The sequence below is a fragment of the Aeromonas sp. R2-4 genome (assembly GCF_040908365.1).
GTDB classification, from domain to species: Bacteria; Pseudomonadota; Gammaproteobacteria; order Enterobacterales; family Aeromonadaceae; genus Aeromonas; species Aeromonas veronii.
Map to the genome: position 1 here is coordinate 95,179 of NZ_JBFODO010000004.1, position 21,769 is coordinate 116,947.

Genomic DNA, 21,769 nt, shown 5'->3' on the forward strand with positions numbered 1-21,769 from the left:
GTGCAATAAGCGCAGCGCATTGCACCATTTGCCGAGCAGCTCTTGGGCAAGGTATGAGGAACAAAAGTAGAGGTGCAATTTCATTGCACCCTAAGGTACCGGCTTTGATCGCCAACAGTTCCATACCGGCAACTTGTCAGGTATTCTCGCGAACAATTCTTGACTCTATCATCAGTTGTTCACCTTTATCAGTTAAGGACCAAAATAAAGCCATGCCCCCTTTAGTAGTTTTCAAATACTGTGTTTTTATCAGTCCATATGCTTTTAACTGTATTGTGACAGTTTTGAACTCTTGATCATTTAACGTATGAGAATAACCTTTACTTTCAATTAATTGATGAAGGGATGTAGCCAAAGTTAATTTAACAGATGTGTCATTAGGATGTTCAACAATATAAGGGGCTATGAGGGAGAATAGCTTGCGCCAAGAAATTTCTGAAGTGAAATCATATGTACCGACTCCATAATTTCGACCATGATTTACTTTATAGGTACCATGCAACGTTATTGTTGAGTCTATATCGGCTATACCATTGATAGTTGGTGTTAAATCAGCACTTAGCTTAGATAACTTGCCTTGAAGCTCAATGTTTTGTTTTCTGAGATCATTAAGCTCTAAAAGTAAGTCTTCGCTGGCAATATTACTGGCTCTAACCCAGCCTACAGCAGGATACATTTTAATTGTCTTTGAAAGACTAAGAGCTACAAGACCCGGTAATTCATTAGCTTGATTCCAAAACTTGATCAATCTGCCGTCCATCACTTTATCTTTGAACCTCAATAGCTTTGCTCTGAGGTGGGGATCTTGCTCAGATTTTCCGAAAGGAATGTCATCAGGTGAACCGTGAACCAAGGCTACTACTTTCAATCCATTTTCAACAGCATAATCAAATTCTTTTTCCGTGTAGCTGATACCTTCATCGGTAGTTGATCCGTATCGGCCACCTATGATTAGAAGGTAGTAATCACAATCATCAATGACACTTTTAATAAATTCCCATTGTTCTTCATCAGCAGCTGGGAACAACTCCATTCCAGCAGGAATACAGTCCATTTCCATCAAAGCTTGCAATACATGCTGACGTTCCTTTTTTAAGTCAGCATATGTTGAACTAACAAATACCTGATATCTTTTATTCATCTAATTCCTTCCGAGTTCTAGGCGGCCTTCTAGCAGAGATTGGATGAAAGGTGGAACTAATCCGATATTAAAACCTTCCATATCACTCAGCTCAGTATTCATATCCGCAAAAAATCGTTTTAAATAGAAATTACTAACCAATCTCTGGCAACTTAGCATACTCGCTGAAATTTCCTCTTGTCTCTATGACTTACGCAGTACAAGATAAAAATAAATCAGCTATGGAAAACTCCATCAATATGAGCAATGCCTGCTCTGTAATGTGCTGACATAAACTACGGCAACCCCCAATTTGCAGGATTTCGCTCACGTTGTTCCTCTAGCTTGATTAATAAACGTCCCCTAAGAAGAAATATCCTATTGGTTATCCTAACGAGCAAGGCAGATAAGCAAAAGCGAATGATGATAGTTTCCTGAGCAAGATCAACAAATTAATCAATAAGTACAAATACCGACCACGCATCAGAGGTAACTGGTGGTGGAAATAAGAAAGACGCCCTAAGGCGTCTTTCTTTTATCTGGAGTCTGGAGCAAACCGGTTAGGAGATCTCCCCCTCCCCGCCTTGCCCCGCAACCCTATCAGATCGGGGTGATGGAGGTGATATGGGCCGAGCCATCCAGAGACTGGAAGATCTGCACCACGGCTTCACCATGGATCGGTTTGGCAAGCGGCACAGTGCTCTTGCACTTGAAGCGGTAGTTGGTGCCAGCCACCACCTGGGTGGAGACTTCAAAGGGTACGTACTGCACCCCGACAAATCCTTTCAGCGCCTGATCAAATACCGCCTGATCCTCGGCGGTCAGCTTGTGATATGCGGTCCATCCACCCACCAACACTGCTTGTTCTGACATATCAAACTCTCCGTGCTCTATGATCCCGACTCGTTTGGCCGTTCGGGCTGCGCCCCGTTGATTCAAGTGGTTTCCGGTCTCCACCGGGGGTCGTCACTGCCGGTTGGCGCGATGACGATAGGCAAATTTACGCAGCTATCTGCAACTGGATCAGCCCTCCCCCCAGCCACAAGCCGCTGTTGACAGCGGGCTCAATTGGCATGAGAGAGCCTAGTGCGAGATGGCAAAAATGCCCCTGTCACATATGACAGGGGCAAGGTGGCGAAAAAGCTGCTCGAAAAAAGAAAATATGTGGCGCAAACGATTGAGAAAAGAAAAGACGCCTCAAGGGCGTCTTTTTTGCATTTTTATGCTCGAAGGGTAGAAGGGCTAGCGCCGCTTATTCCCATTCGATGGTTGCGGGCGGCTTGCCGGAGACGTCGTACACCACGCGGGAGATACCGTTGATCTCGTTGATGATGCGGTTCGATACGTGACCGAGGAAGTCGTACGGCAGATGTGCCCAGTGGGCGGTCATAAAGTCGATGGTTTCGACGGCGCGAAGCGCAATGACCCAGTCATATTTGCGACCATCGCCCATCACGCCAACGGAGCGCACCGGCAGGAAGACGGCGAACGCCTGGCTGACCTGGTTGTAGAGGTCGGCTTTGCGCAGCTCTTCGATAAAGACCGCATCGGCGCGGCGCAGAATATCGCAGTACTCTTTCTTCACTTCGCCAAGGACGCGCACACCCAGACCCGGGCCCGGGAACGGGTGACGGTAGAGCATGTCGTAGGGCAGACCCAGCTCCAGACCAACGCGGCGCACTTCGTCTTTGAACAGCTCGCGCAGCGGCTCGACCAGACCCATCTTCATCTCTTCCGGCAGGCCGCCGACGTTGTGGTGAGACTTGATGACGTGGGCTTTGCCGGTCTTGCTGGCAGCGGATTCGATAACGTCCGGATAGATGGTGCCTTGTGCCAGCCACTTGGCGTTTTTCAGCTTTTTCGCTTCATCGTCAAACACTTCGACGAAGACGCGGCCGATGATCTTGCGCTTGGCTTCCGGCTCGTCAACACCAGCCAGGGCAGAGAGGAAGCGCTCTTCCGCTTCAACCTTGATGATGTTGAGACCAAAGTGATCACCAAACATCTCCATCACCTGCTCGCCTTCGTTCAGACGCAGCAGACCGTTGTCCACGAAGACGCAGGTCAGGCGATCGCCGATGGCGCGGTGCACCAGCATGGCAACCACGGAGGAGTCGACACCACCGGAGAGACCGAGGATCACTTCATCGTCGCCCACCTGCTCGCGGATGCGGGCAACGGCGTCGTCGATGATGGTGGCCGGGGTCCAGAGGCATTCGCAGCCACAGATATCTTTGACGAAGTGCTCCAGCATGCGGGCACCCTGACGGGTGTGGGTCACTTCCGGGTGGAACTGCACGCCGTAGAAGCGCTTGGCCTCACACGCCATGGCCGCGTGCGGGCAGGTCGGGGTCTGGGCGATGGTGGCGAAGTCGGCCGGAATGGTGGTGACCTTGTCACCGTGGCTCATCCAGACATCCAGCAGGGCATTGCCGTTGTCGGCGATGGCATCTTCGATGTTGCGCAAAAGCGCGCTGCTCTTGCCAGCTTCGCCAAGCACTTCCACCTTGGCGTAACCGAATTCACGCTCGGTAGAGGATTGCACCTTGCCACCCAGCTGCTCGGCCATGGTCTGCATGCCGTAGCAGATGCCGAACACAGGGACACCGGCGTTGAACACATACTCGGGGGCGCGCGGGCTGCCCGCTTCGGTGACGGACTCGGGGCCGCCGGAGAGGATGATACCGCTCGGATTGAATTCGCGGATCTGCTCTTCGGTTACATCCCAGGCCCACAGTTCGCAGTAAACGCCGATTTCGCGCACGCGGCGGGCGATCAGCTGGGTGTACTGGGAACCGAAGTCGAGGATAAGGATACGGTGCTGGTGAATGTCTTTAGTCATTTTATTCCTGCATCAGGCTGATGTTGTCACAAAGGGCACGGGATAAAAAAGGGTGGAAAAACGGGGCGCAGGGCCCCGTTTTATCAGCCCATCCGATAGTTGGGGGCTTCTTTGGTAATGGTCACATCGTGGACGTGGGACTCTTTCATCCCGGCGCCGGAGATGCGCACAAATTCAGCTTTGGTGCGCATGTCGTCGATGGTGGCGCTGCCGGTCAGGCCCATGGAAGAGCGCAGGCCGCCCATCTGCTGATGGATGATCTCTTTGAGGCGACCCTTGTACGGCACGCGACCTTCGATGCCTTCCGGCACCAGCTTGTCGGCGGCGTTGTCGGTCTGGAAGTAGCGGTCGCTGGAGCCTTTGGACATGGCGCCCAGAGACCCCATACCACGGTAGGATTTGAAGGAGCGACCCTGATAGAGCTCGATCTCGCCCGGCGCTTCTTCAGTACCGGCGAACATGGAACCGACCATGACGCAGCTGGCGCCCGCGGCAATGGCCTTGGCGATGTCGCCGGAGAAGCGGATACCGCCATCGGCAATCACCGGAATACCGGTGCCTTCCAGCGCGTCAACGGCGTCGGAGATGGCAGTGATCTGGGGCACACCCACGCCGGTTACGATACGGGTAGTACAGATGGAGCCCGGGCCGATACCAACCTTGACCGCATTGACACCGGCAGCAGCCAGCGCCTTGGCGCCCGCGGCGGTCGCCACGTTGCCACCGATGATCTGCAGATCCGGATAGGCATCGCGAGTGGCCTTGATGCGATCCAGCACGCCCTGGGAGTGGCCGTGGGAGGAGTCGATCAGCAGCACGTCTACACCGGCTTCCACCAGCGCAGCGACGCGCTCTTCGTTACCGGCACCGGCACCGACCGCAGCACCGACCCGCAGACGCCCCTTGTCATCTTTACAGGCGTGCGGCTTGCGCTCAGCTTTCTGGAAATCTTTAACGGTGATCATGCCCTTGAGTTTGAAGTCGGCGTTCACCACCAGCACTTTTTCGATACGGTGCTTTTGCATCAGGGCAACCACCTCTTCACGAGGGGCCCCTTCACGCACGGTGACCAGACGATCTTTCTGGGTCATGATCTGTTCAACGGTCTGGGAGAGGTCAATCACGAAGCGCACGTCGCGGCCGGTGATGATACCGACCAGCTGATTGCCGTCAGTCACCACGGGGTAACCGGCGAAGCCATTCTTGTGGCTCAGCTCCTTGATTTGGGCGATGGTCATGTCAGGGCGCACGGTGACGGGGTCAGTGACCACGCCGCTCTCGTACTTCTTGACCTTGCGCACTTCGGCAGCCTGCTGCTCGATGGACATGTTCTTGTGGATAAAGCCGATACCGCCTTCCTGGGCCAGTGCGATAGCCAGACGGGCTTCGGTCACTGTGTCCATGGCAGCGGAGATCATCGGGATGTTCAAGCTGATGGCGGAGGTCAGCTTGGTACGCAGATCGGCAGTATTGGGAAGAACTTCGGAGTGGGCGGGAACCAACAGTACATCGTCGAAGGTTAACGCTTCTTTGGCAATCCTGAGCATGGCAATATCTCACCGTTGAGGAAGTGGGGGTGTAAAATATTGCCGACGAAGTTTACTCACGCATTGGTCACTGGTAAAGAAGTTTTTTGAATTTTTTATGGCATAGCCCTCTTTTAGGCGGCCAAAACGCCAAAAAACCAAGATTATCAGTACGAAAAGCGCCATTTCGGGGCAAAAGAGTTGGCTAACCGGTGATTTATGCAAAACCGGTAGGTGCCGACGCAGTACAACCCCCATGCATCGGGATGATCGACAGGGGCTCAGGGGGCAAGCGGCCTCTGACCACCCTCCCCTTGTCTTGTGTCCTTGTATTGTCTCTTGCCCTCGCGGCGACCACTCGCACCGGTATCATTCTCTTCTCAATGTCCTTTGCTCGGTCTGGATAATAAATTTCGCCCGCTGCCAATATATATTTTCTGGCACAACAAGGGTTGCCTCTCTTTATTATTTTCGCCCAACCATCCGCAGCAAGGTATTATCTTTATCCAGCAGATGATGTTTCAACGCCCCGACAATGTGCACCAGCAAAAATGCCAGCATGACATATGGCAAATATATATGGACTGTGTGAGCAATATCCCGAACGGATTCACTGAATGGAATCACATTGGCCGGCTCATGGATGTCTGGATTCATCGGGATAATAGACCAGCCAAATATCGCGACACCTCGGCCAGCCGCTGCGGAATAACAGAGACCGGACACCGGAATAAGCAGCGTTGAAATCAGCAAACCCCAGTGGATCGCCCTGGCTGCCAATGCCTCGTAAACAGGATATTGACGCACAGGCTCAGGCCACCCTTTAACAAGGCGGAGAATGGCGCGGGGCAGGATCAAGATCAGTGCAATCACCCCCAGAGATTTATGCAGGGCATAGAGATCCCATATTTCAAATTTCACCATCAGATAACCGACAAGGGTCAGGCCAATCATCAGCAAGGCAACCAACCAGTGCAGCAAACGGGTCGTCAAAGTTAAGTGGGTTGAGGGATTCATAAGCTACTCCAAACTGGGGGCGAGTGAACGCAGGTCAAGATGGTGGCGTCGTGAACATCAGCAGCACCTGAGATATCAACGGCATCTAGGCAAGCCGCAACGCGGCCAGATGCAGGCAAGCACGAGGGCTTTTATCGGGAGCCATACTACCTGCACGGATAAACGGCAGCGTTTCCAATCTTGCTTTTCTGCTGCTGGCGCCGCCTGCTTAACGCCCTCTCCCTGTTTCGGGTTAAGATAGCGGCCATCGTTTTATCCCGGCCCAGCCGGGGCAGACCACAGGTACGCCTTTGAACCGATTTACCCCATCCAGTGCGGCGAACGGCCGCGAGCAGCAGGTCTTTACCGTCACCCGCCTCAACAGCGCCGTGCGCATGATCCTGGAGCAGGATCTGGGGCTGGTGTGGCTGACCGGCGAGCTCTCCAATCTGGCGATGCCAAGCTCCGGCCACTGGTATTTCTCGCTTAAGGACATGTCGGCGCAGGTGCGCTGCGCCATGTTCAAGGGCAACAACCGGCGGGTGACGTTTCGCCCGCAGGATGGCATGCAGGTGCTGGTGCAGGCGCGGGTCTCTCTCTATGAGCCGCGCGGCGACTACCAGCTGATCATCGAATCGATGCAACCCGCAGGCGATGGCGTGCTGGCCCTGCGTTTTGAAGAGCTCAAGCGCCGTCTCGGCGCCGAGGGGCTGTTTGACGAAAGCCGCAAGCGGCCGCTGCCCCGTGAACCACGGGCGGTGGGCCTTATCACCTCCGCCACAGGTGCCGCCCTGCACGATATGCTGACGGTGCTTAAACGGCGCGCGCCGGATCTGCCGGTCTTTATCTACCCGACTCAGGTTCAGGGGAGCGCCGCCATCAGCCAGATCGTCGCGGCGATCGCCAAAGCGAACCAGCGCGCCGAGGTGGATGTGCTGATCGTCGGGCGCGGCGGCGGGTCGCTTGAAGATCTCTGGTGCTTTAACGAAGAGGCGGTGGCCCGCGCCATTGCCCACTCCGCCATACCGGTGGTGAGCGCAGTGGGCCACGAGGTGGATGTCACCATCAGCGACTTTGCCGCCGACTTGCGCGCCCCTACCCCGTCGGCTGCCGCCGAGCTGGTGGCGCCGGATCAGAGCGCCCGTGCCCAGCGTCTCGTTCACCTCAAGCAGCGACTGCTGCAGGCGATGAGCCGCCAGCAGACCGCCGCCCGCCACGATTTCATCCTGCTGCAAAAGCGGCTCGACCATCAGGATCCGAAGCGGCGGCTGGAGCAGCAATCCCAGCGCCTCGACGAGCTATCTACTCGTTTGCAGCAGCTGCTACGCCAGCGGCTGCATCAGGGTGAGCGGCGCCTCGCCAACCTTGAGCTGCGCCTGCAGGGCAAGAGCCCGGAGAGATTGCTGGCTGCCGGCAAGCGCCGCCACCAGCTGGCCGAGGAGCGGCTCTATGCCCTGATTGCCAAGCGGCAAGACCTTGCTAGTCACCGCCTCGCCATGCTCACCGCCCGCCTCGACGGGGTGAGCCCGCTTGCTACTCTCGGTCGCGGCTACTCCATCACCCGCACTGCGCGTGGCGAAGTCATTAGTCGCGCCGATCAGGTCAACAATGGCGACGAGCTCATCACCACCCTGGCGCAAGGGAGCCTGCAGGTACGGGTCGAGGGGATCGTCAAGGGCTCTGCGCAGTAGGTCGGTTGCATCAAACCACCAGCCAATCTGCTATTCAGCCCGGCAATCAGCCAAAAACAAAGGCCACCACCGCAAACACGGTGGTGGCCTTTTTTATCTCGGGTGCTGGCGCCTGCTCACCCCTTGGCGCGGCGCGCCACCAAGGTGAACTTGTAATCATCGCTCTTGAAGAAGTTGCGACTGAACTCGAACACGGTGCCATCTTGCAAAAAGCCACGGGAGACCTTCTCGATAATGGGCTTGGCGGGATCGATACCTAGCGCCTCCACCACCTGCGCCGAGGGGAGCACCGGAATGATCTCCTGCTCGCTGCGGTCGATCACCAGCTGCTTCACCTCTTCGATGTAGTGGTACTTGGAGCCCTGCATCACCGCATAGCTGAGGTCGGGGAAGAGAGCGAGCGGCATCCAGGTCTCCTCCAGCGTCACCGCGATCTGGCGAATAAAGCGCACCCGCTTGACGTAATAGACCAGCGCCCCTTCCAGCAGATTGAGCCGCCCGGCCAGCTCGCTGCTCGCCTTGATCACCTCGAAGGCGAGAATGTCGCTGTGGGTCTCGGCCCCCGGATCGGTCACCTTCTCATAGAGGCTGGTGAGCTGATAGATGTCGTAGTTCACCTTCTCCTGCCGCACGTAGCTGCCGCTGCCCTGAATACTCTCGATGACGTTGAGTTCGGTCAGCTGCTTGAGAGCCTGACGCACCGTCACCCGGCTCACTCCGAACTGCTCGCGCAGCTCGGCTTCGGTGGGCAGGGCATCGCCGGGAGCCAGCTCCCCTTGCGCAATCCACTGCTGGATGGTGTCGGCTATCTGGCGATACATGGGTTTTTTCGACACGAAAGGCCACCTCGTCGGCTCTGCGCCATGATAAATGGAAGAGGCGTCATTCTACCCCAGTTACCGGACAGACAAAACGGCTCAGCCTCATTTGACCTAACAAATCACCCCGACCAGACAATACAAAAACAATACAAATAACGAATTGTATGATACCACTCACAAAAATCAGTCGGCCGGTTTGTTAGCATCGCTGTCACTTTCACCATGACGGCTTGCTGGCAAGCCAACCTGACAGAGGATCATCATGAATCTGACCAGTCTTACCGGCCCCCATCTCATCACGCTGCAAACCCGGTTTGCCGATCGGGATGTGGCCATTCATGCCCTGGCTGATCGGCTCGATCAGGCCGGCAAGCTGCACGACAAGGCCGCCTTTCTGGCCGCGGTCATGGCCCGCGAGGCACAGGGCCCCACCGCCCTTGGCGAAGGGCTGGCAGTGCCCCACGGCAAGTGCGATGCGGTGCGCGAAGCGGCCTTTGCCGTCGCCACCCTGAGCGAAGAGCTGGGCTGGGAGGGGATCGACGGCCCCGAGCCGGTCAACCTGATCTTCATGCTGGCGATCCCGACCGATCAGGCGGGCTCCACCCATATGCAGCTGCTCACCACCCTCACCACCGCCCTGGTGGATGACGATACCCGCGAGGCGGTGCTGGCGGCCCAAAGTGCCGAGCAGCTGATGGCGCTGCTTGATGGTGATGGGGATAGTGGCAAGCAACCAGCAAAAGAAGACAACTTAGATACAAATAGACCCACTGTGGTCTGTGTCACCGCCTGTCCGGCGGGGATCGCCCACACCTATATGGCTGCCGAGTATCTGGAAAAAGCGGGGCGCAAGCTAGGCATTCGGGTACTGGTCGAAAAGCAGGGTGCCAACGGCATCGAGGATCGCCTGCCGCAAGAGGCGCTCGATGCTGCGGTGGCCTGCATCTTCGCCGCCGAGGTGGCCATCAAGGAGCAGGAGCGTTTCGCCGGTATCCCCCGGATCGAGACGCCGGTGGCCGAGCCCATCCGCCATGCCGAGCGGATCCTGAATGACGCGCTGGAAGCGGCCAAGGCCGGTCGCACCGCCCCGACGCCCAACACCAGCCAGAGCGACGCGCAGACCGGCAAGAAGGTGAGCCTCAAGACCGAGCTCAAGCAGGCGCTGCTGAGCGGCATCTCCTTTGCCGTGCCGCTGATCGTGGCGGGCGGTACCGTGCTCGCCGTCTCTGTGCTGCTGGCCCAGATCTTCGGCCTGCAGCATCTGTTTGATACCGAGAACTCCTGGCTCTGGATGTATCGCAAGCTGGGCGGCGGCATGCTGGGTACCCTGATGGTGCCGGTGCTGGCGGCCTATACCGCCTACTCGCTGGCTGACAAACCGGCGCTGGGCCCAGGCTTTGCGGCGGGACTGGCCGCCAACATGATTGGCTCCGGTTTTCTCGGCGGCGTGGTCGGCGGTCTTATCGCCGGTTACCTGATGCGCTGGGTCAAGCAGCATGTGCGCCTTAGCCCCAACTTCAACGGCTTTCTCACCTTTTATCTCTATCCGGTGATCGGCACCCTGGTGGCGGGCAGCCTGATGCTGTTTGTCATCGGCCAGCCGGTAGCCTGGCTCAACAACAGCCTCACCGAGTGGCTCAACGGCCTCTCCGGTACCAATGCGCTGGTACTGGGCGCCCTGCTCGGCTTTATGTGCTCGTTTGACTTGGGTGGCCCGGTCAACAAGGCGGCCTACGCCTTCTGCCTCGGCGCCATGGCCAACGGGGTTTACGGCCCCTACGCCATCTTCGGCGCGGTCAAGATGGTCTCGGCCTTTACCGTCACCTTCTCCACCCTGCTGGCGCCGCGCCTGTTCCAGACCTTCGAGATCGAGACCGGCAAGTCCACCTGGCTGCTGGGGCTGGCGGGGATCACCGAGGGCGCCATTCCGATGGCCATCGAAGATCCGATCCGGGTGATCGGCTCCTTCCTCGCAGGCTCGGTGGTCACCGGCGCCATGGTGGGTGCCATGGGGATTGGTCTCTCCACCCCGGGGGCCGGCATCTTCTCCCTGTTCCTGCTCCACGATGGCGGCCACGGCGCCCTGATGGCGGCCGCCGTCTGGCTCGGTGCGGCGCTGGTGGGCACCCTTATCTCCACTGTGGTGCTGATCGGCTGGCGCCGTCACGCCATGCAGCGCGGCACCTATCAGGTGGTCACCGCAGAGTAAGGCTCATCTTCACCACCGTTTTTTCAACAGACTATTTTTCCGCACGGCAGGCAAGGGCCGCCGTGCGTCAGCAAAGGATCATTGTCATGACAGTTTCACGAGTTCACATCACGCCGCACATGCACTGGGATCGGGAGTGGTACTTCACCACCGAGGAGTCCCGCATCCTGCTTGTTAACAACATGGCGGAGATCCTGGCGCGGCTTGAATCCGACCCCGACTACAAGTTCTATGTGCTGGACGGCCAGACCGCGGTGCTGGAGGATTATTTCGCCATCCAGCCCGAGAACAAGGCCCGGGTGAAGGCGCTGGTGGAGGCGGGCAAACTCATCATCGGCCCCTGGTACACCCAGACCGACACCATGCAGGTAAGCGGCGAGTCCATCCTGCGCAACCTGCTCTACGGGATGCGCGACTGCCTTAGCCTTGGTGAGCCGATGAAGATCGGTTACCTGCCCGACTCGTTCGGCATGTCCTCCCAGCTGCCCCACATCTTCAACGGCTTCGGGATCGATCGTGCCATGTTCTGGCGCGGCTGCTCAGAGCGTCACGGTACCGACAAGACCGAGTTCCTCTGGCAGAGCAACGATGGCAGCGAGGTGACCGCCCAGGTACTGCCGCTCGGCTACGCCATCGGCAAGTATCTGCCGGAAGATGAAGCGGGCCTGCGCAAGCGGCTCGAATCCTACTTCGAGGTGCTGGAGAAAGCCTCGGTCACTCAGGATATCCTGCTACCCAACGGCCATGACCAGATGCCGCTGCAACAGAACATCTTCGCCATCATCGACAAGCTGCGGGAGATCTACCCCCAGCGGGAATTCCACATGAGCCGCTTCGAGCAGGTCTTCGAGCGCATCGAGGCGTGCCGCGATCAGCTGGCCACCCTCAAGGGGGAGTTCAACGACGGCAAATACATGCGGGTACACCGCACCATCTCCTCCACCCGGATGGACATCAAACTGGCCCACGCCGCCATCGAGAACAAGATCGTCAACATCCTCGAGCCGCTGGCGAGCATCGCCTGGGCGCTCGGCTTTGAGTACCACCACGGGCTTTTGGAGAAGATGTGGAAGGAGATCATGAAGAACCACGCCCACGACAGCATCGGCTGCTGCTGCAGCGACAAGGTGCATCAGGAGGTGATGACCCGCTTCATTCTGGCCGACGACATGGCCGAGAACCTGATCCGCTTCTACATGCGCAAGATTGTCGACAACATGCCGGTGGCACTGTGCGAAGACGGCATGCAGGTGGCCGACAAACTCTGCCTGTTCAACCTGATGCCCTTCCCCCGTCAGGAGGTGATCAATACCAGCATCCGCATTCGCGCCCAATCCTTTGCACTGCGCGATGAAGCGGGCCAACCGGTCCCCTACTTCATCCGCGCCAGACGCGAGATTGACCCGGGTCTGGTGGACAGACAGATCGTGCACTACGGCAACTACGACCCCTTTATGGAGTACGACATCCAACTCTGCCATCCGCTGCCGGCTATGGGCTACTGCACTCTGCATATCGAGGGCAACCAGCCGGGAGTGGAGCAGCCGGTGACGGCCAGCGGCGAGCTGCTGGAGAACGATTTTTACCGCATCGCCCTCAATGACAATGGCACCCTGCAGATCCTGGACAAGCTGCGCGGCACCACATTTGATCAGGTACTCACGCTGGAAGAGGGCTCCGATGATGGCGACGAATATGACTACTCGCCATCGCGGGACGAGTGGCTGCGTTACTCCACCGAGTTTGCGGTGACCCGTGAGGTCACCCATCAGGCGTGGCAGAGCATCGCCACCCTCAAGCTTCGCATGGCCTTGCCTGCCAACCTCGCCGAGCGGGCCAGCCGCCAGTGCAGCGGCCACCTTGATGTCACCTGCCGCATCACGCTGGCGCACCAGAGCCCGCGTATCGATATCGAGCTGGAGCTCGACAATCAGGCCGATGACCACCGGGTGCGGGTGCTGATCCCCACCCCCTTCCCAAGCGACACCGTAGTCTCCGACAACCAGTTTGGCTGCATCACCCGCCCCACCCGCGACAGCGCCATGGCGAACTGGGAAGCGGAGGGGTGGAAAGAGGCACCCATTCCGGTCTGGCAGCTGATGAACTTCGTCGCCCTGCAAGATGGCAAGCAGGGGCTGGCGGTGCTGAGTGACGGTCTGCGCGAGTTTGAAGTGATCGGCGAGCAGTGCGACACCCTGGCACTCACCCTGCTGCGCGGGGTCGGCGTACTCGGTAAAGAGGAGCTGCTGCTGCGCCCGGGTCGCCCCTCCGGCATCAAGCTACCCACCCCGGACTCTCAGGTGCGCGGCAAGCTCAGCTGCCGTTTCAGCCTGCTGGCGTTTGCCGGTGATCACATCAGCGCCAACGTGATGCAGGCGGCGCGCAGCTACCTCACCCCAGTGCGCTGCTACAACAAGATCCCGTTCGATGCCATGAAGCTCAACAAGGCGAGCTTCACCACCCCGCTCCACTTCAGTCTGCTCTCCATGGATCCCTCCGGTCCGGTGCTGAGCGCCCTGAAAAAGGCAGAGGATGAAGAGGCGCTGGTGATCCGGGTCTACAACCCGAGCGAGCAGGCGGTACTAAAGGGTGGCAAAGTGAGCAGCGAACACGCCCTGAGCGACTGGCAAGCGGTGCGGATGGACGAACAGCCCCTCCCCCTTGAACTGGCCGCTGGCGAGTTTGGCGAGCTGGCGCCGTGCCACTCCCGCAGCGTGCGCTTTCGGGTGGCTCGCGGCTAACCGCCGGTAACACCCACAGGTAGCAACAGGCGGGGAAGAGTCATCCCCTCCCCGCCTGTTTATCCCTCAGGCAGGCCTATCCAGCTTGATAAAGACATAAAAAAATCCCCGCCAATTGGCGGGGATGTTTATTGGGTTCTGCTTCATCCCGCGAGCGGGAGAGCCCGCTTAGCTGGCCTTGCGCAGGATCTGCTCAAGGTAGTCGGCGAAGCGGTGACCGTGATGCTCCAGCAGTTTCGGGAACATGGAGATGGAGGTCATGCCCGGGAAGGTGTTGATTTCATTCAGCAGGATCTCCCCCTCCTCGGTCAGGAAGAAGTCGATGCGCGAGAGATGGGTCAGTTTCAGCTGACGGAACGCCTTGAGGGCATACTCGTGGATCGCATCGGCCTGCGCCTGGGTCAGCCCCTCGGCACGCAGTGCCGTCTCGGTATGGCTGGCGCTGCTGTACTTCTCTTCATAGGTGTAGAACTTGTCCTGCGGCACGCAGATCTCGCCCGGATAGGTCGCCACCAGCTCGTCACCGTACTGGTAAACCGCCACTTCCAGCTCGCGCGGCTTGACCGCTTTTTCGATCAGTACCTGTTCGGAGTAACCGAAGGCATCGGCAATGCCCTTTACCAGATCCACTTCGTTGCTGGCCGAATAGCAGCCAACGGAAGAGCCCTGGGAGGCCGCCTTGATAAAGACCTTGCCCCACTTGGCCAGCGCGGCCTTCGCTTCGGCCAGCGCCGCCTCATTTTGCTCGGTCAGGAACAGGTACGGGGTGTTGGGAATGCCGATGGCGGAGAGCCACAGCTTGGTGCTGATCTTGTTGAAGCAGATCTTGCTCGCCTCGGCATCGCAACCGAGATAAGGCAATCCGGCCAGCTCGAGGAAGGATTGCAGATCGCCGGTCTCACCCGGGTAGCCGTGGATGCAGGGCACCACGTAATCCACCGGACGGGCCACGCTGTCGAACGAAAGCAGCTTGTCGAGCCCCAGCTTGCACTCGCGGCCATCGGCACTGAGCCAGCGATCGGCGAACATCTCGACGCGGGTCACTTCGACACCGGGCAGAAGGCCCAGTTGTTGCTCGAGGAAATTGGCGCTGCGCAGAGAAACTTCGTGCTCTGAGCCACCGCCGCCGCACAGCAGCAAGACATGCATGTTCTTCATTAGATGTGATCCCTTGGGAAAAGCGGCCTCGTCATGACCATTTGATAAGCCAACCACCATAAAAACCGGACGAAGCCAGATACGAACATAAGTGCGCGCCAGTGTAGCAAGGGAGATCAACCCTTGTCAGCTGATGGGAGACCCATGACCCCACTTCTTGCAGTGAAAAGTCTCCCCAGTGTCAAAATCGGGACACATTGCCCCTCAGCGCGGGGGATCGACCCTTCCCATGCCGTTGCCATTGACCCGAAACCAGCCGGCAATGCTGTAGCGCTCGCGATTGGCAGGCAGCACCTCGTGGGGAAACTCCTCGGAGAGAAACATGACCAGCCGCCCTCCCTTGGGGCTGACATCCATCAGAAACTGCTCCTTGTCGTCATACATGCGCAGCACTCCACCCGCTTCGGGCAGCCAGTCGTTGTTTAGGTAAAACACGGTGGTAAGACGGCGGTTGGAGCGACCGGCAAAGGCATCCCGATGGGTGGCGTAAAAATCCCCGCTGCGATAGCGGGCGAAGTGGGCCTCGTAGTCGAACAATCCCAGCATCAGCATCCGGTTGGCGGCAAGACGCAGGGACTCCATCCGGGCGAGGTAGTCGGCCACCGGCGCACCGAGGGAAGGCTCCAGCCAGTGGATCTGATCACGGCGAATATCGGGATTGCCCTGGTGCAGGGCGTCACGGCCGATCCCGGCCGGTTGCCATTCGCCTGGCAAACAGGCTTTGAGGGCATCCACCTCGGCGGCGGTCAAAAAATCATCCACTATCACCCATCCCCGGGTGTAAATGGCATCCATGGCAGCTTGATAGTCCAAGATTGGCTCACAATGAGTGGAAAGAGGGCGCTTTGTAGCGACTTACCGGCAAAGTCACAAACCGGTTTGCTTCTCTTGAGAAGTCCCAACATCAATACGCGAGTTGCTGCCCGCCGCCCCGCATTTTTGTCGCCAGTTGTGATCCCGCCCTGCCAAAGAGCGTATTGGCTGTCGAAACTGTGATGGCCCTTGCAATCGGGACGAGGAGGCGCCGCGGCCTCCTTGCGGTACCAGGAGCCAGCCGATACCGTATCCGCATCGCCATGTTGCTGTTCATCCGGCGCTTGTCTCTGTCACCGACCGAACTACTCACGGCACAACCCGCGCATCACCCACGAAAGGATCTTCTCATGCCTCTGCCCGATCTCACTTTGCAACGACTGGATGGTACCCCCTACCCGCTGACTCAACTGGCAGGCAAGGTAGTGCTGGTGGTCAATGTGGCCAGTCGCTGCGGCTTTACTCCACAATATGAAGGGCTGGAAGCCCTCTATCGGGAGCTAGGCCCCAAGGGGCTGGTGATTTTGGGCTTCCCCTGCAACCAGTTTGGCAATCAGGAGCCGGGGGATGCGGACGAGATCGCCCGCTTCTGCTCCCTCGACTATCCGGTCAGCTTCCCCATCATGGCCAAGTGCGATGTCAACGGTGAGCATGCCCACCCCTTCTATCAGTGGCTCAAGCAACAGAAACCGGGCTTTCTTGGGCTGGAAAACGTCAAATGGAACTTCACCAAGTTCCTGATCGACCGCGATGGCAATGTGGTAGAGCGTTTCGCCCCCCAGGCCAAACCGGAGTGCCTGGCCGAGCAGATCCGCGAGATGCTCTGATGCTCCCGCACCGTTTTACGCCACTGCGTTGAACGATTGTATGGCGGCCGGTGCGACAGCTACTGCGCAGCGGCCGCTCTTTTGCTATATTACGGCCCCACTATCTTTTCCATATCGTGGCTGGCCCCAATATGCTGGCTGCCCGTTGAGCCAAAGGCTCATCTCAGGAGTTTCTCTCGAACATGTCATTCAACGAACTGGGTCTGTCTCCGCATATTCTGCGGGCCGTCAAGGAGCTGGGTTACGAACAGCCAACCCCCATCCAGCAGCAAGCGATTCCGGCCATTCTGGCCGGTCAGGATGTGCTCGGCGGCGCTCAGACAGGCACAGGCAAAACGGCCGGTTTCACCCTGCCGATGTTGCAGCGTCTGCTGGCCAACCACGGTCGTGGCCGTCGTCAGGTGCGCGCACTGGTACTGACCCCGACCCGCGAACTGGCGGCACAGGTGGGCGAGAGCATCATCAAGTATGCCCACCACCTACCGTTCAAGACGCTGATCGCCTATGGCGGTGTCAGCATCAAGCCCAATCTGGACGCCATCAAGCTGGGGGTAGACATTCTGGTCGCCACCCCGGGCCGTCTGCTGGATCTGCTGACCCAGGGCGCCCTGACCCTGAGCCAGCTGGAAGTGCTGGTGCTGGATGAAGCGGATCGCATGCTCGACATGGGCTTTATCGTCGACATCCGCCGCATCATGAAGGCGCTGCCTGCAGAGCGGCAAACCCTGCTCTTCTCTGCCACCTTCTCAAACGACATCAAGGCGCTGGCGGATGACCTGCTGAACGACCCCACCCTGATCGAGGTGGACCCCAGCAATACTGCCGCCGAGCAGGTGACCCAACGCATCATTCAGGTGGATCGGGAACGCCGCCGCGAGCTGCTCTCCCACATGATTGGCCGTGGCAACTGGCAACGGGTGCTGGTGTTTGTTCGCACCAAGCAGATCGCCGACCGCCTCGCCCAGCAGATGCAAAAAGATGGCCTCAATACCGTGGCGATCCACGGTGACAAGAGCCAGGGTGCCCGCAACCGGGCGCTGGCCGATTTTCGCAGTGGCGAGGTGCGGGTGCTGGTAGCGACCGATATCGCCGCCCGCGGTCTGGACATCGATCAACTGCCCTACGTGATCAACTTTGAACTGCCCCAGATGGCGGAAGATTACATCCACCGTATCGGCCGTACCGGCCGCGCCGGTCGTGGCGGTGAGGCCATCTCGCTGGTCAGCCAGGACGAGCTGGGTCAGCTCAAGGCTATCGAAGCCCTGATCGGCCAATCCCTGACCGTGGAGATCCTGGAAGGGTATGAGCCAAGCGGCAAGCCGAGTCGCCAGACTCTGCCGGGCAGCAAGCCGGTGCAGAACCCGCCTCGGTCTCGCGGTCATGCCAACGCCAAGAGCAGCAATGCCAAGGGCAAGCCAGCCGCGGGCAAGGGCAAAGCCAAAGGTGACGCCAGCAAAAATCCCGCCCAGTCTCCTCAAAACAAGTCCCGCAAGCGGGAAGTGGTGGGCGAGGATATCGGCTTTACTCCGATGCGCCGCCTGCCCAAGGCGATGCGCGACAGCTATCAGGAGAGCAGCGACGAGTAAGCTCGCGCGACGCTAACTGCCAAGCCAAAAGAGGGAGCCTGCAAGGCTCCCTCTTTCGTTATGGATCGCTCGGAGCCATGCAAGTGCTCCGTGCAAATGCTCCGCTCGGGCTCAAACCAGCGAATGGCGTACCGCGGCAGTACCATGGCTGGGCGGCGCTGAACCATCGAGCGGATTGAGCTGCAAGAACTCGAACAAGCCAGCCTGCATATTGACGTTCCAGAAGCGTCCGGCGAGGGAGAGTTGCAACCGTGCATTCTCGATCTCGGCCAGCCCGTGCTGCTGCCAGGCGGCAAAAAGCGGCATCAGATGGGTCAGCAAAGGCGCTGGCAGACGATCCAGCGCCAGCACACCACTGTCGAGGGCGCCACGGAGCAGACCGTCCATCCTTGCATTGGGATTGCGTCCCATCACCATCCCGGGCGCCCGCTTGCCACTGGCCAGCGCGTCATGCCAGGGGGCCAGATCCCGTCCATACATCAAGCCATGGCCAAGAATACTGCCCCCCGCACCGGCGCCAAAGGGGAGGATCTCCGCACCGCGCTTGGCCATCTGGTTATAACGGCTCTGCTCGGCCGGGCTGCGCCGCCAGTGACTGCAAGAGAGACGCTCCCAGCCGTGGGCTTCCAGTTGCGCCCCGCCATAGGCATACATGGCCGCCCGCTGCTGGCCATCGGCGAGCCAATCCAGAGTGCCCTTCTCCTGCGCCCGCTCCAGATTGGTGCCCTGCATGGCGATGAGCTGGTAGAGATCGACCCCGTGTACACCACTCGCCATCACATCGCGGATATCCTGCTGCCACACGGCATCATCCTGACCGGGCAGACCAAAAATGAGATCCGCCACGATCACAGCCGCATCATCACGGGTCAGCTCACCCAGACGGGTCAGCAGCGTCTCCCTGTCATCGAAACGGGCCGCCTGCTGACGCACCCGGGTATCAAAGCTCTGCACCCCGAAGGAGAAGCGGTTGAAGCCCCCCGCCAACGCCACCTGCCATTTCTCATCATCAAAGCCGTTGAGACGCCCCTCCAGCGTCACCTCTGCATCCGTCGCCAGCGGAAAACGGCGGATCACGGCGGCCAGCATGGCCAGCTCGTCGGCGCTCATGTCGGTCGGCGTACCGCCCCCCACATAGACGGCTGAAAATGGCATGCTCTGCGCCAGCGGGGTGTCAGCTGCCTGCGCAAGGGAGGCGCACAAGGCGTTGACATAGCGGTTGATCCGCGCCGGGTTGGCGCCATTTTCAAAGAAATTGCAGAAGCTGCAGCGCTTTCGGCAAAACGGAATATGGATGTAGAGGGCGCGCTCCTCAGCTTCACTCTCTCGCTGCCACCAGCTCTGCCAGCCAGCCTCATCCAGCGGGAAGGGGCGCATCCCTCCCCGACTGGCGTGAGCCGAGGTCTTGGCGCTAAAGGCAAACTTGAGGGGATCCGGCGTGGCAATACCGGTCATGGAAGGGGTCAGATTCATGATGGTCACTATTATCAGCAAATAATGACAATGATAACGATAATCGTTACTGGCAATTTGTTCTGGATCAACCCGAGGAGCCACCCCCCTCCCGAAAGGCATTTTGGCAACCTGTATTACCGATCTGCTTAACAGATTATTTACTCAAGAGTGGTTATCGTGTGCCGATAGAGAACCATCTCCCGCCGTTTCTTCGTCTACGATCAAGATGATACGGGATCACATAACAACACCAAGCGCATGGAACTTGCCCAAAATGCATAACCTCTCCTTGAACTGGAAAATATTCCTCCCTCTTGCGCTGGTCATCAGCACCACCTTTGGCCTCTGCTTCGAACTCTCCGCATGGCTGCAACGGGATCTCGCCATCCGGCTGGCAGAGGAGAAAGTTGAGAGCATGGCCAACACCTATATGGATCAGGTGAACGTGCTGATGATGACCGGTGGCATGGCCAACCGGCAGATAGTGCAGACCAAACTCAAGAGTGAAGCGGGCATCGTTGAGGCCCGTCTGGTGCGCGCGCCGGCCGTCAGCAACCTGTTTGGCCCGGGTTATCCGGATCAGAAAGCGCAGGATCCCCTCGATGAGCGTGCCATCAATCAGGGCGAAGCCATCCTGGAGCAGCAGGGCAACCGGCTCACCCTGATCAAACCGTTCAAAGCCTACAAGGAGTATCGCGGCACCCAGTGCCTCACCTGTCACCAGGTCAATGAAGGAACCGTGATGGGGGCAGTGCGGATCAGTTATGACCTCAGCCACACCTTCGGCGAGATCCGCCACAACAACCTGATCCTGAGCGGCAGCCTGGCCGCCGTCTTTAGCCTCGGCTTCGGCTTGCTCTGGTGGGTATTGCAACGCTACGTGAAACACCCCCTGCGCCAGTTGCAGCTCACCATGATCCGGATGGCCAAAGAGCGCGACCTCGCCCTCCCCCTGGTCAATCACAGCCGGGATGAACTGGGCCAGATGACCCGCGCCGTCAATGATATGGTGCAGGGATTCCGCCACAGCCTGCAGGAGGTGGAAGGGGCGACCCACCAGCTCTATCAGGAGTCGAACCAGATCCGTCAAGTCGCCACCCAGACCGAAAACTCGGCCCGCCAGCAAGAGGGGATGACCACCCAGGTCGCCGCCGCCGTGAGCGAACTGGCCGCCAGCTCTCATGAAGTGCGCGAACATGCCCGCCACAGCGCCGAGCTCTCCGCCCTCACCAATCAGGATGCCGCTGACACCAGTCGCCTCGCCCAGCACTCCATCACCGATATGGGCGAGATGTCGGCAGAGATCGATCGAGTGGATCAGGTGATCCAGCAACTCGACAGCCGCTGCCTAGCTGTTGACGGCGTGCTAGAGGTGATCAAGGGGATTGCCGATCAGACCAACCTGCTGGCCCTCAACGCTGCGATTGAAGCAGCCCGGGCAGGTGAGCAAGGCCGTGGCTTTGCGGTAGTGGCCGATGAAGTGCGGGCCCTCTCCAACCGCAGCCGCGCCGCCAGCGAAGAGATCTCACAGATGATCGCCGCCCTGCAAAATGAGGCCCAGAGCGCAGTTACGGTGATCGGGGATGCAAAAAGCAAAGCCGATGAGAGCATCAGCAAGACCGAAGCGACCTTGGCAGCCATGCAGAACATCATCGAGCGCATCGCCCGCATCAACGATCTCAACGCCCAGATGGCCCAGTCGGCCGAAGAGCAGGACAGGGTCTGCCATGAGGTAGACAGCTCGGTGAGCGATATTCGAAATACCTCCAACGACACCCTGGGTCAGGCGCACGCCGCCAACCTCGCCAGCATTCAGCTGGTGGAGCAGTGCCAGAAACTGGAGGCTCTGCTGAAAACCTACCGTTGGTAATCCACTTCACCAACGAAAAAGCGCGACCCGAGGGTCGCGCTTTTGTTTTGATTCGATTTGGCCAAACGGTCGCTTGCTGCTCCAGCGGCGCGTTGACGATTAACAGCGCCGCCG

At 58.7% G+C, this 21,769-nt stretch carries 15 protein-coding genes; 6 read left to right on the top strand and 9 right to left on the bottom strand.

What is annotated here, in order from left to right:
• Positions 1 to 136 precede the first annotated feature (136 nt).
• The 5 genes from AB5Z05_RS01995 to AB5Z05_RS02015 form a co-directional block, all read right to left on the bottom strand.
• Entirely contained in the window at positions 137 to 1,141 is a 1,005-nt protein-coding gene (locus AB5Z05_RS01995) for a DUF4062 domain-containing protein (protein WP_120414420.1), read from the bottom strand.
• A gap of 579 nt (positions 1,142 to 1,720) precedes the next feature.
• Positions 1,721 to 1,993, bottom strand: a complete 273-nt coding sequence (locus AB5Z05_RS02000; RefSeq protein ID WP_139401676.1) for a hypothetical protein — start codon at positions 1,991 to 1,993, stop codon at positions 1,721 to 1,723.
• Between the two features lie 379 nt (positions 1,994 to 2,372).
• Positions 2,373 to 3,962: a glutamine-hydrolyzing GMP synthase gene (gene guaA / locus AB5Z05_RS02005; protein WP_127006577.1), complete on the bottom strand. Its 1,590-nt coding sequence runs from the start codon at positions 3,960 to 3,962 to the stop codon at positions 2,373 to 2,375.
• A gap of 83 nt (positions 3,963 to 4,045) precedes the next feature.
• Entirely contained in the window at positions 4,046 to 5,509 is a 1,464-nt protein-coding gene (gene guaB / locus AB5Z05_RS02010; protein ID WP_005360033.1) for an IMP dehydrogenase, read from the bottom strand.
• Positions 5,510 to 5,953: 444 nt separating this feature from the next.
• On the bottom strand, positions 5,954 to 6,505 hold the full coding sequence (locus tag AB5Z05_RS02015; protein WP_368149977.1) for a cytochrome b: 552 nt from the start codon (positions 6,503 to 6,505) through the stop codon (positions 5,954 to 5,956).
• A gap of 290 nt (positions 6,506 to 6,795) precedes the next feature.
• Here AB5Z05_RS02015 and xseA point away from each other — a divergent pair, with 290 nt between their 5' ends.
• On the top strand, positions 6,796 to 8,175 hold the full coding sequence (xseA, locus tag AB5Z05_RS02020) for an exodeoxyribonuclease VII large subunit (RefSeq protein ID WP_368149978.1): 1,380 nt from the start codon (positions 6,796 to 6,798) through the stop codon (positions 8,173 to 8,175).
• Between the two features lie 116 nt (positions 8,176 to 8,291).
• Here xseA and AB5Z05_RS02025 read toward each other — a convergent pair whose 3' ends face one another.
• Entirely contained in the window at positions 8,292 to 9,011 is a 720-nt protein-coding gene (locus AB5Z05_RS02025) for a GntR family transcriptional regulator (RefSeq protein ID WP_368149979.1), read from the bottom strand.
• A 247-nt stretch (positions 9,012 to 9,258) separates the two neighbouring features.
• Here AB5Z05_RS02025 and mngA point away from each other — a divergent pair, with 247 nt between their 5' ends.
• Together mngA and mngB are read left to right on the top strand one after the other, a co-directional pair.
• Positions 9,259 to 11,205 (top strand): PTS 2-O-a-mannosyl-D-glycerate transporter subunit IIABC, encoded by a 1,947-nt coding sequence (gene mngA, locus AB5Z05_RS02030; RefSeq protein ID WP_368149980.1) that lies wholly within the window; start codon positions 9,259 to 9,261, stop codon positions 11,203 to 11,205.
• 86 nt (positions 11,206 to 11,291) lie between these two features.
• Positions 11,292 to 13,946: a mannosylglycerate hydrolase gene (mngB, locus tag AB5Z05_RS02035; RefSeq protein WP_368149981.1), complete on the top strand. Its 2,655-nt coding sequence runs from the start codon at positions 11,292 to 11,294 to the stop codon at positions 13,944 to 13,946.
• A 168-nt stretch (positions 13,947 to 14,114) separates the two neighbouring features.
• Here mngB and AB5Z05_RS02040 read toward each other — a convergent pair whose 3' ends face one another.
• Together AB5Z05_RS02040 and AB5Z05_RS02045 are read right to left on the bottom strand one after the other, a co-directional pair.
• Positions 14,115 to 15,104, bottom strand: a complete 990-nt coding sequence (locus AB5Z05_RS02040) for a D-alanine--D-alanine ligase (RefSeq protein ID WP_179901893.1) — start codon at positions 15,102 to 15,104, stop codon at positions 14,115 to 14,117.
• Between the two features lie 204 nt (positions 15,105 to 15,308).
• Positions 15,309 to 15,917 carry a 2OG-Fe(II) oxygenase gene (locus AB5Z05_RS02045; protein WP_058057456.1) on the bottom strand — a complete coding sequence of 203 codons (609 nt, stop codon included), beginning with the start codon at positions 15,915 to 15,917 and terminating at the stop codon, positions 15,309 to 15,311.
• A gap of 350 nt (positions 15,918 to 16,267) precedes the next feature.
• Between AB5Z05_RS02045 and AB5Z05_RS02050 the strand changes: the two genes are divergently transcribed.
• Both AB5Z05_RS02050 and AB5Z05_RS02055 read left to right on the top strand, forming a co-directional pair.
• The gene (locus tag AB5Z05_RS02050; RefSeq protein WP_368149982.1) at positions 16,268 to 16,744 is read left to right on the top strand and encodes a glutathione peroxidase; all 477 of its coding nucleotides are present in this window, start codon (positions 16,268 to 16,270) and stop codon (positions 16,742 to 16,744) included.
• A 182-nt stretch (positions 16,745 to 16,926) separates the two neighbouring features.
• Complete coding sequence (locus tag AB5Z05_RS02055) at positions 16,927 to 18,330, top strand: DEAD/DEAH box helicase (protein WP_368149983.1); 1,404 nt, start codon at positions 16,927 to 16,929, stop codon at positions 18,328 to 18,330.
• 111 nt (positions 18,331 to 18,441) lie between these two features.
• Here AB5Z05_RS02055 and hutW read toward each other — a convergent pair whose 3' ends face one another.
• Positions 18,442 to 19,803: a heme anaerobic degradation radical SAM methyltransferase ChuW/HutW gene (gene hutW, locus AB5Z05_RS02060; protein ID WP_368149984.1), complete on the bottom strand. Its 1,362-nt coding sequence runs from the start codon at positions 19,801 to 19,803 to the stop codon at positions 18,442 to 18,444.
• A 256-nt stretch (positions 19,804 to 20,059) separates the two neighbouring features.
• On the opposite strand from hutW, the gene AB5Z05_RS02065 reads away from it, so the two are divergent.
• On the top strand, positions 20,060 to 21,655 hold the full coding sequence (locus AB5Z05_RS02065; protein ID WP_368149985.1) for a methyl-accepting chemotaxis protein: 1,596 nt from the start codon (positions 20,060 to 20,062) through the stop codon (positions 21,653 to 21,655).
• The last annotated feature ends 114 nt before the right edge of the window (positions 21,656 to 21,769 follow it).

Excerpts from the sequence above, each read along its gene's own strand:
- AB5Z05_RS01995 (WP_120414420.1), bottom strand. The coding sequence starts at position 1,141 with ATGAATAAAAGATATCAGGTATTTGTTAGTTCAACATATGCTGACTTA.
- AB5Z05_RS02000 (WP_139401676.1), bottom strand. The coding sequence starts at position 1,993 with ATGTCAGAACAAGCAGTGTTGGTGGGTGGATGGACCGCATATCACAAG.
- guaA (WP_127006577.1), bottom strand. The coding sequence starts at position 3,962 with ATGACTAAAGACATTCACCAGCACCGTATCCTTATCCTCGACTTCGGT.
- guaB (WP_005360033.1), bottom strand. The coding sequence starts at position 5,509 with ATGCTCAGGATTGCCAAAGAAGCGTTAACCTTCGACGATGTACTGTTG.
- AB5Z05_RS02015 (WP_368149977.1), bottom strand. The coding sequence starts at position 6,505 with ATGAATCCCTCAACCCACTTAACTTTGACGACCCGTTTGCTGCACTGG.
- mngA (WP_368149980.1), top strand. The coding sequence starts at position 9,259 with ATGAATCTGACCAGTCTTACCGGCCCCCATCTCATCACGCTGCAAACC.
- mngB (WP_368149981.1), top strand. The coding sequence starts at position 11,292 with ATGACAGTTTCACGAGTTCACATCACGCCGCACATGCACTGGGATCGG.
- AB5Z05_RS02040 (WP_179901893.1), bottom strand. The coding sequence starts at position 15,104 with ATGAAGAACATGCATGTCTTGCTGCTGTGCGGCGGCGGTGGCTCAGAG.
- AB5Z05_RS02050 (WP_368149982.1), top strand. The coding sequence starts at position 16,268 with ATGCCTCTGCCCGATCTCACTTTGCAACGACTGGATGGTACCCCCTAC.
- AB5Z05_RS02055 (WP_368149983.1), top strand. The coding sequence starts at position 16,927 with ATGTCATTCAACGAACTGGGTCTGTCTCCGCATATTCTGCGGGCCGTC.
- hutW (WP_368149984.1), bottom strand. The coding sequence starts at position 19,803 with ATGAATCTGACCCCTTCCATGACCGGTATTGCCACGCCGGATCCCCTC.
- AB5Z05_RS02065 (WP_368149985.1), top strand. The coding sequence starts at position 20,060 with ATGCATAACCTCTCCTTGAACTGGAAAATATTCCTCCCTCTTGCGCTG.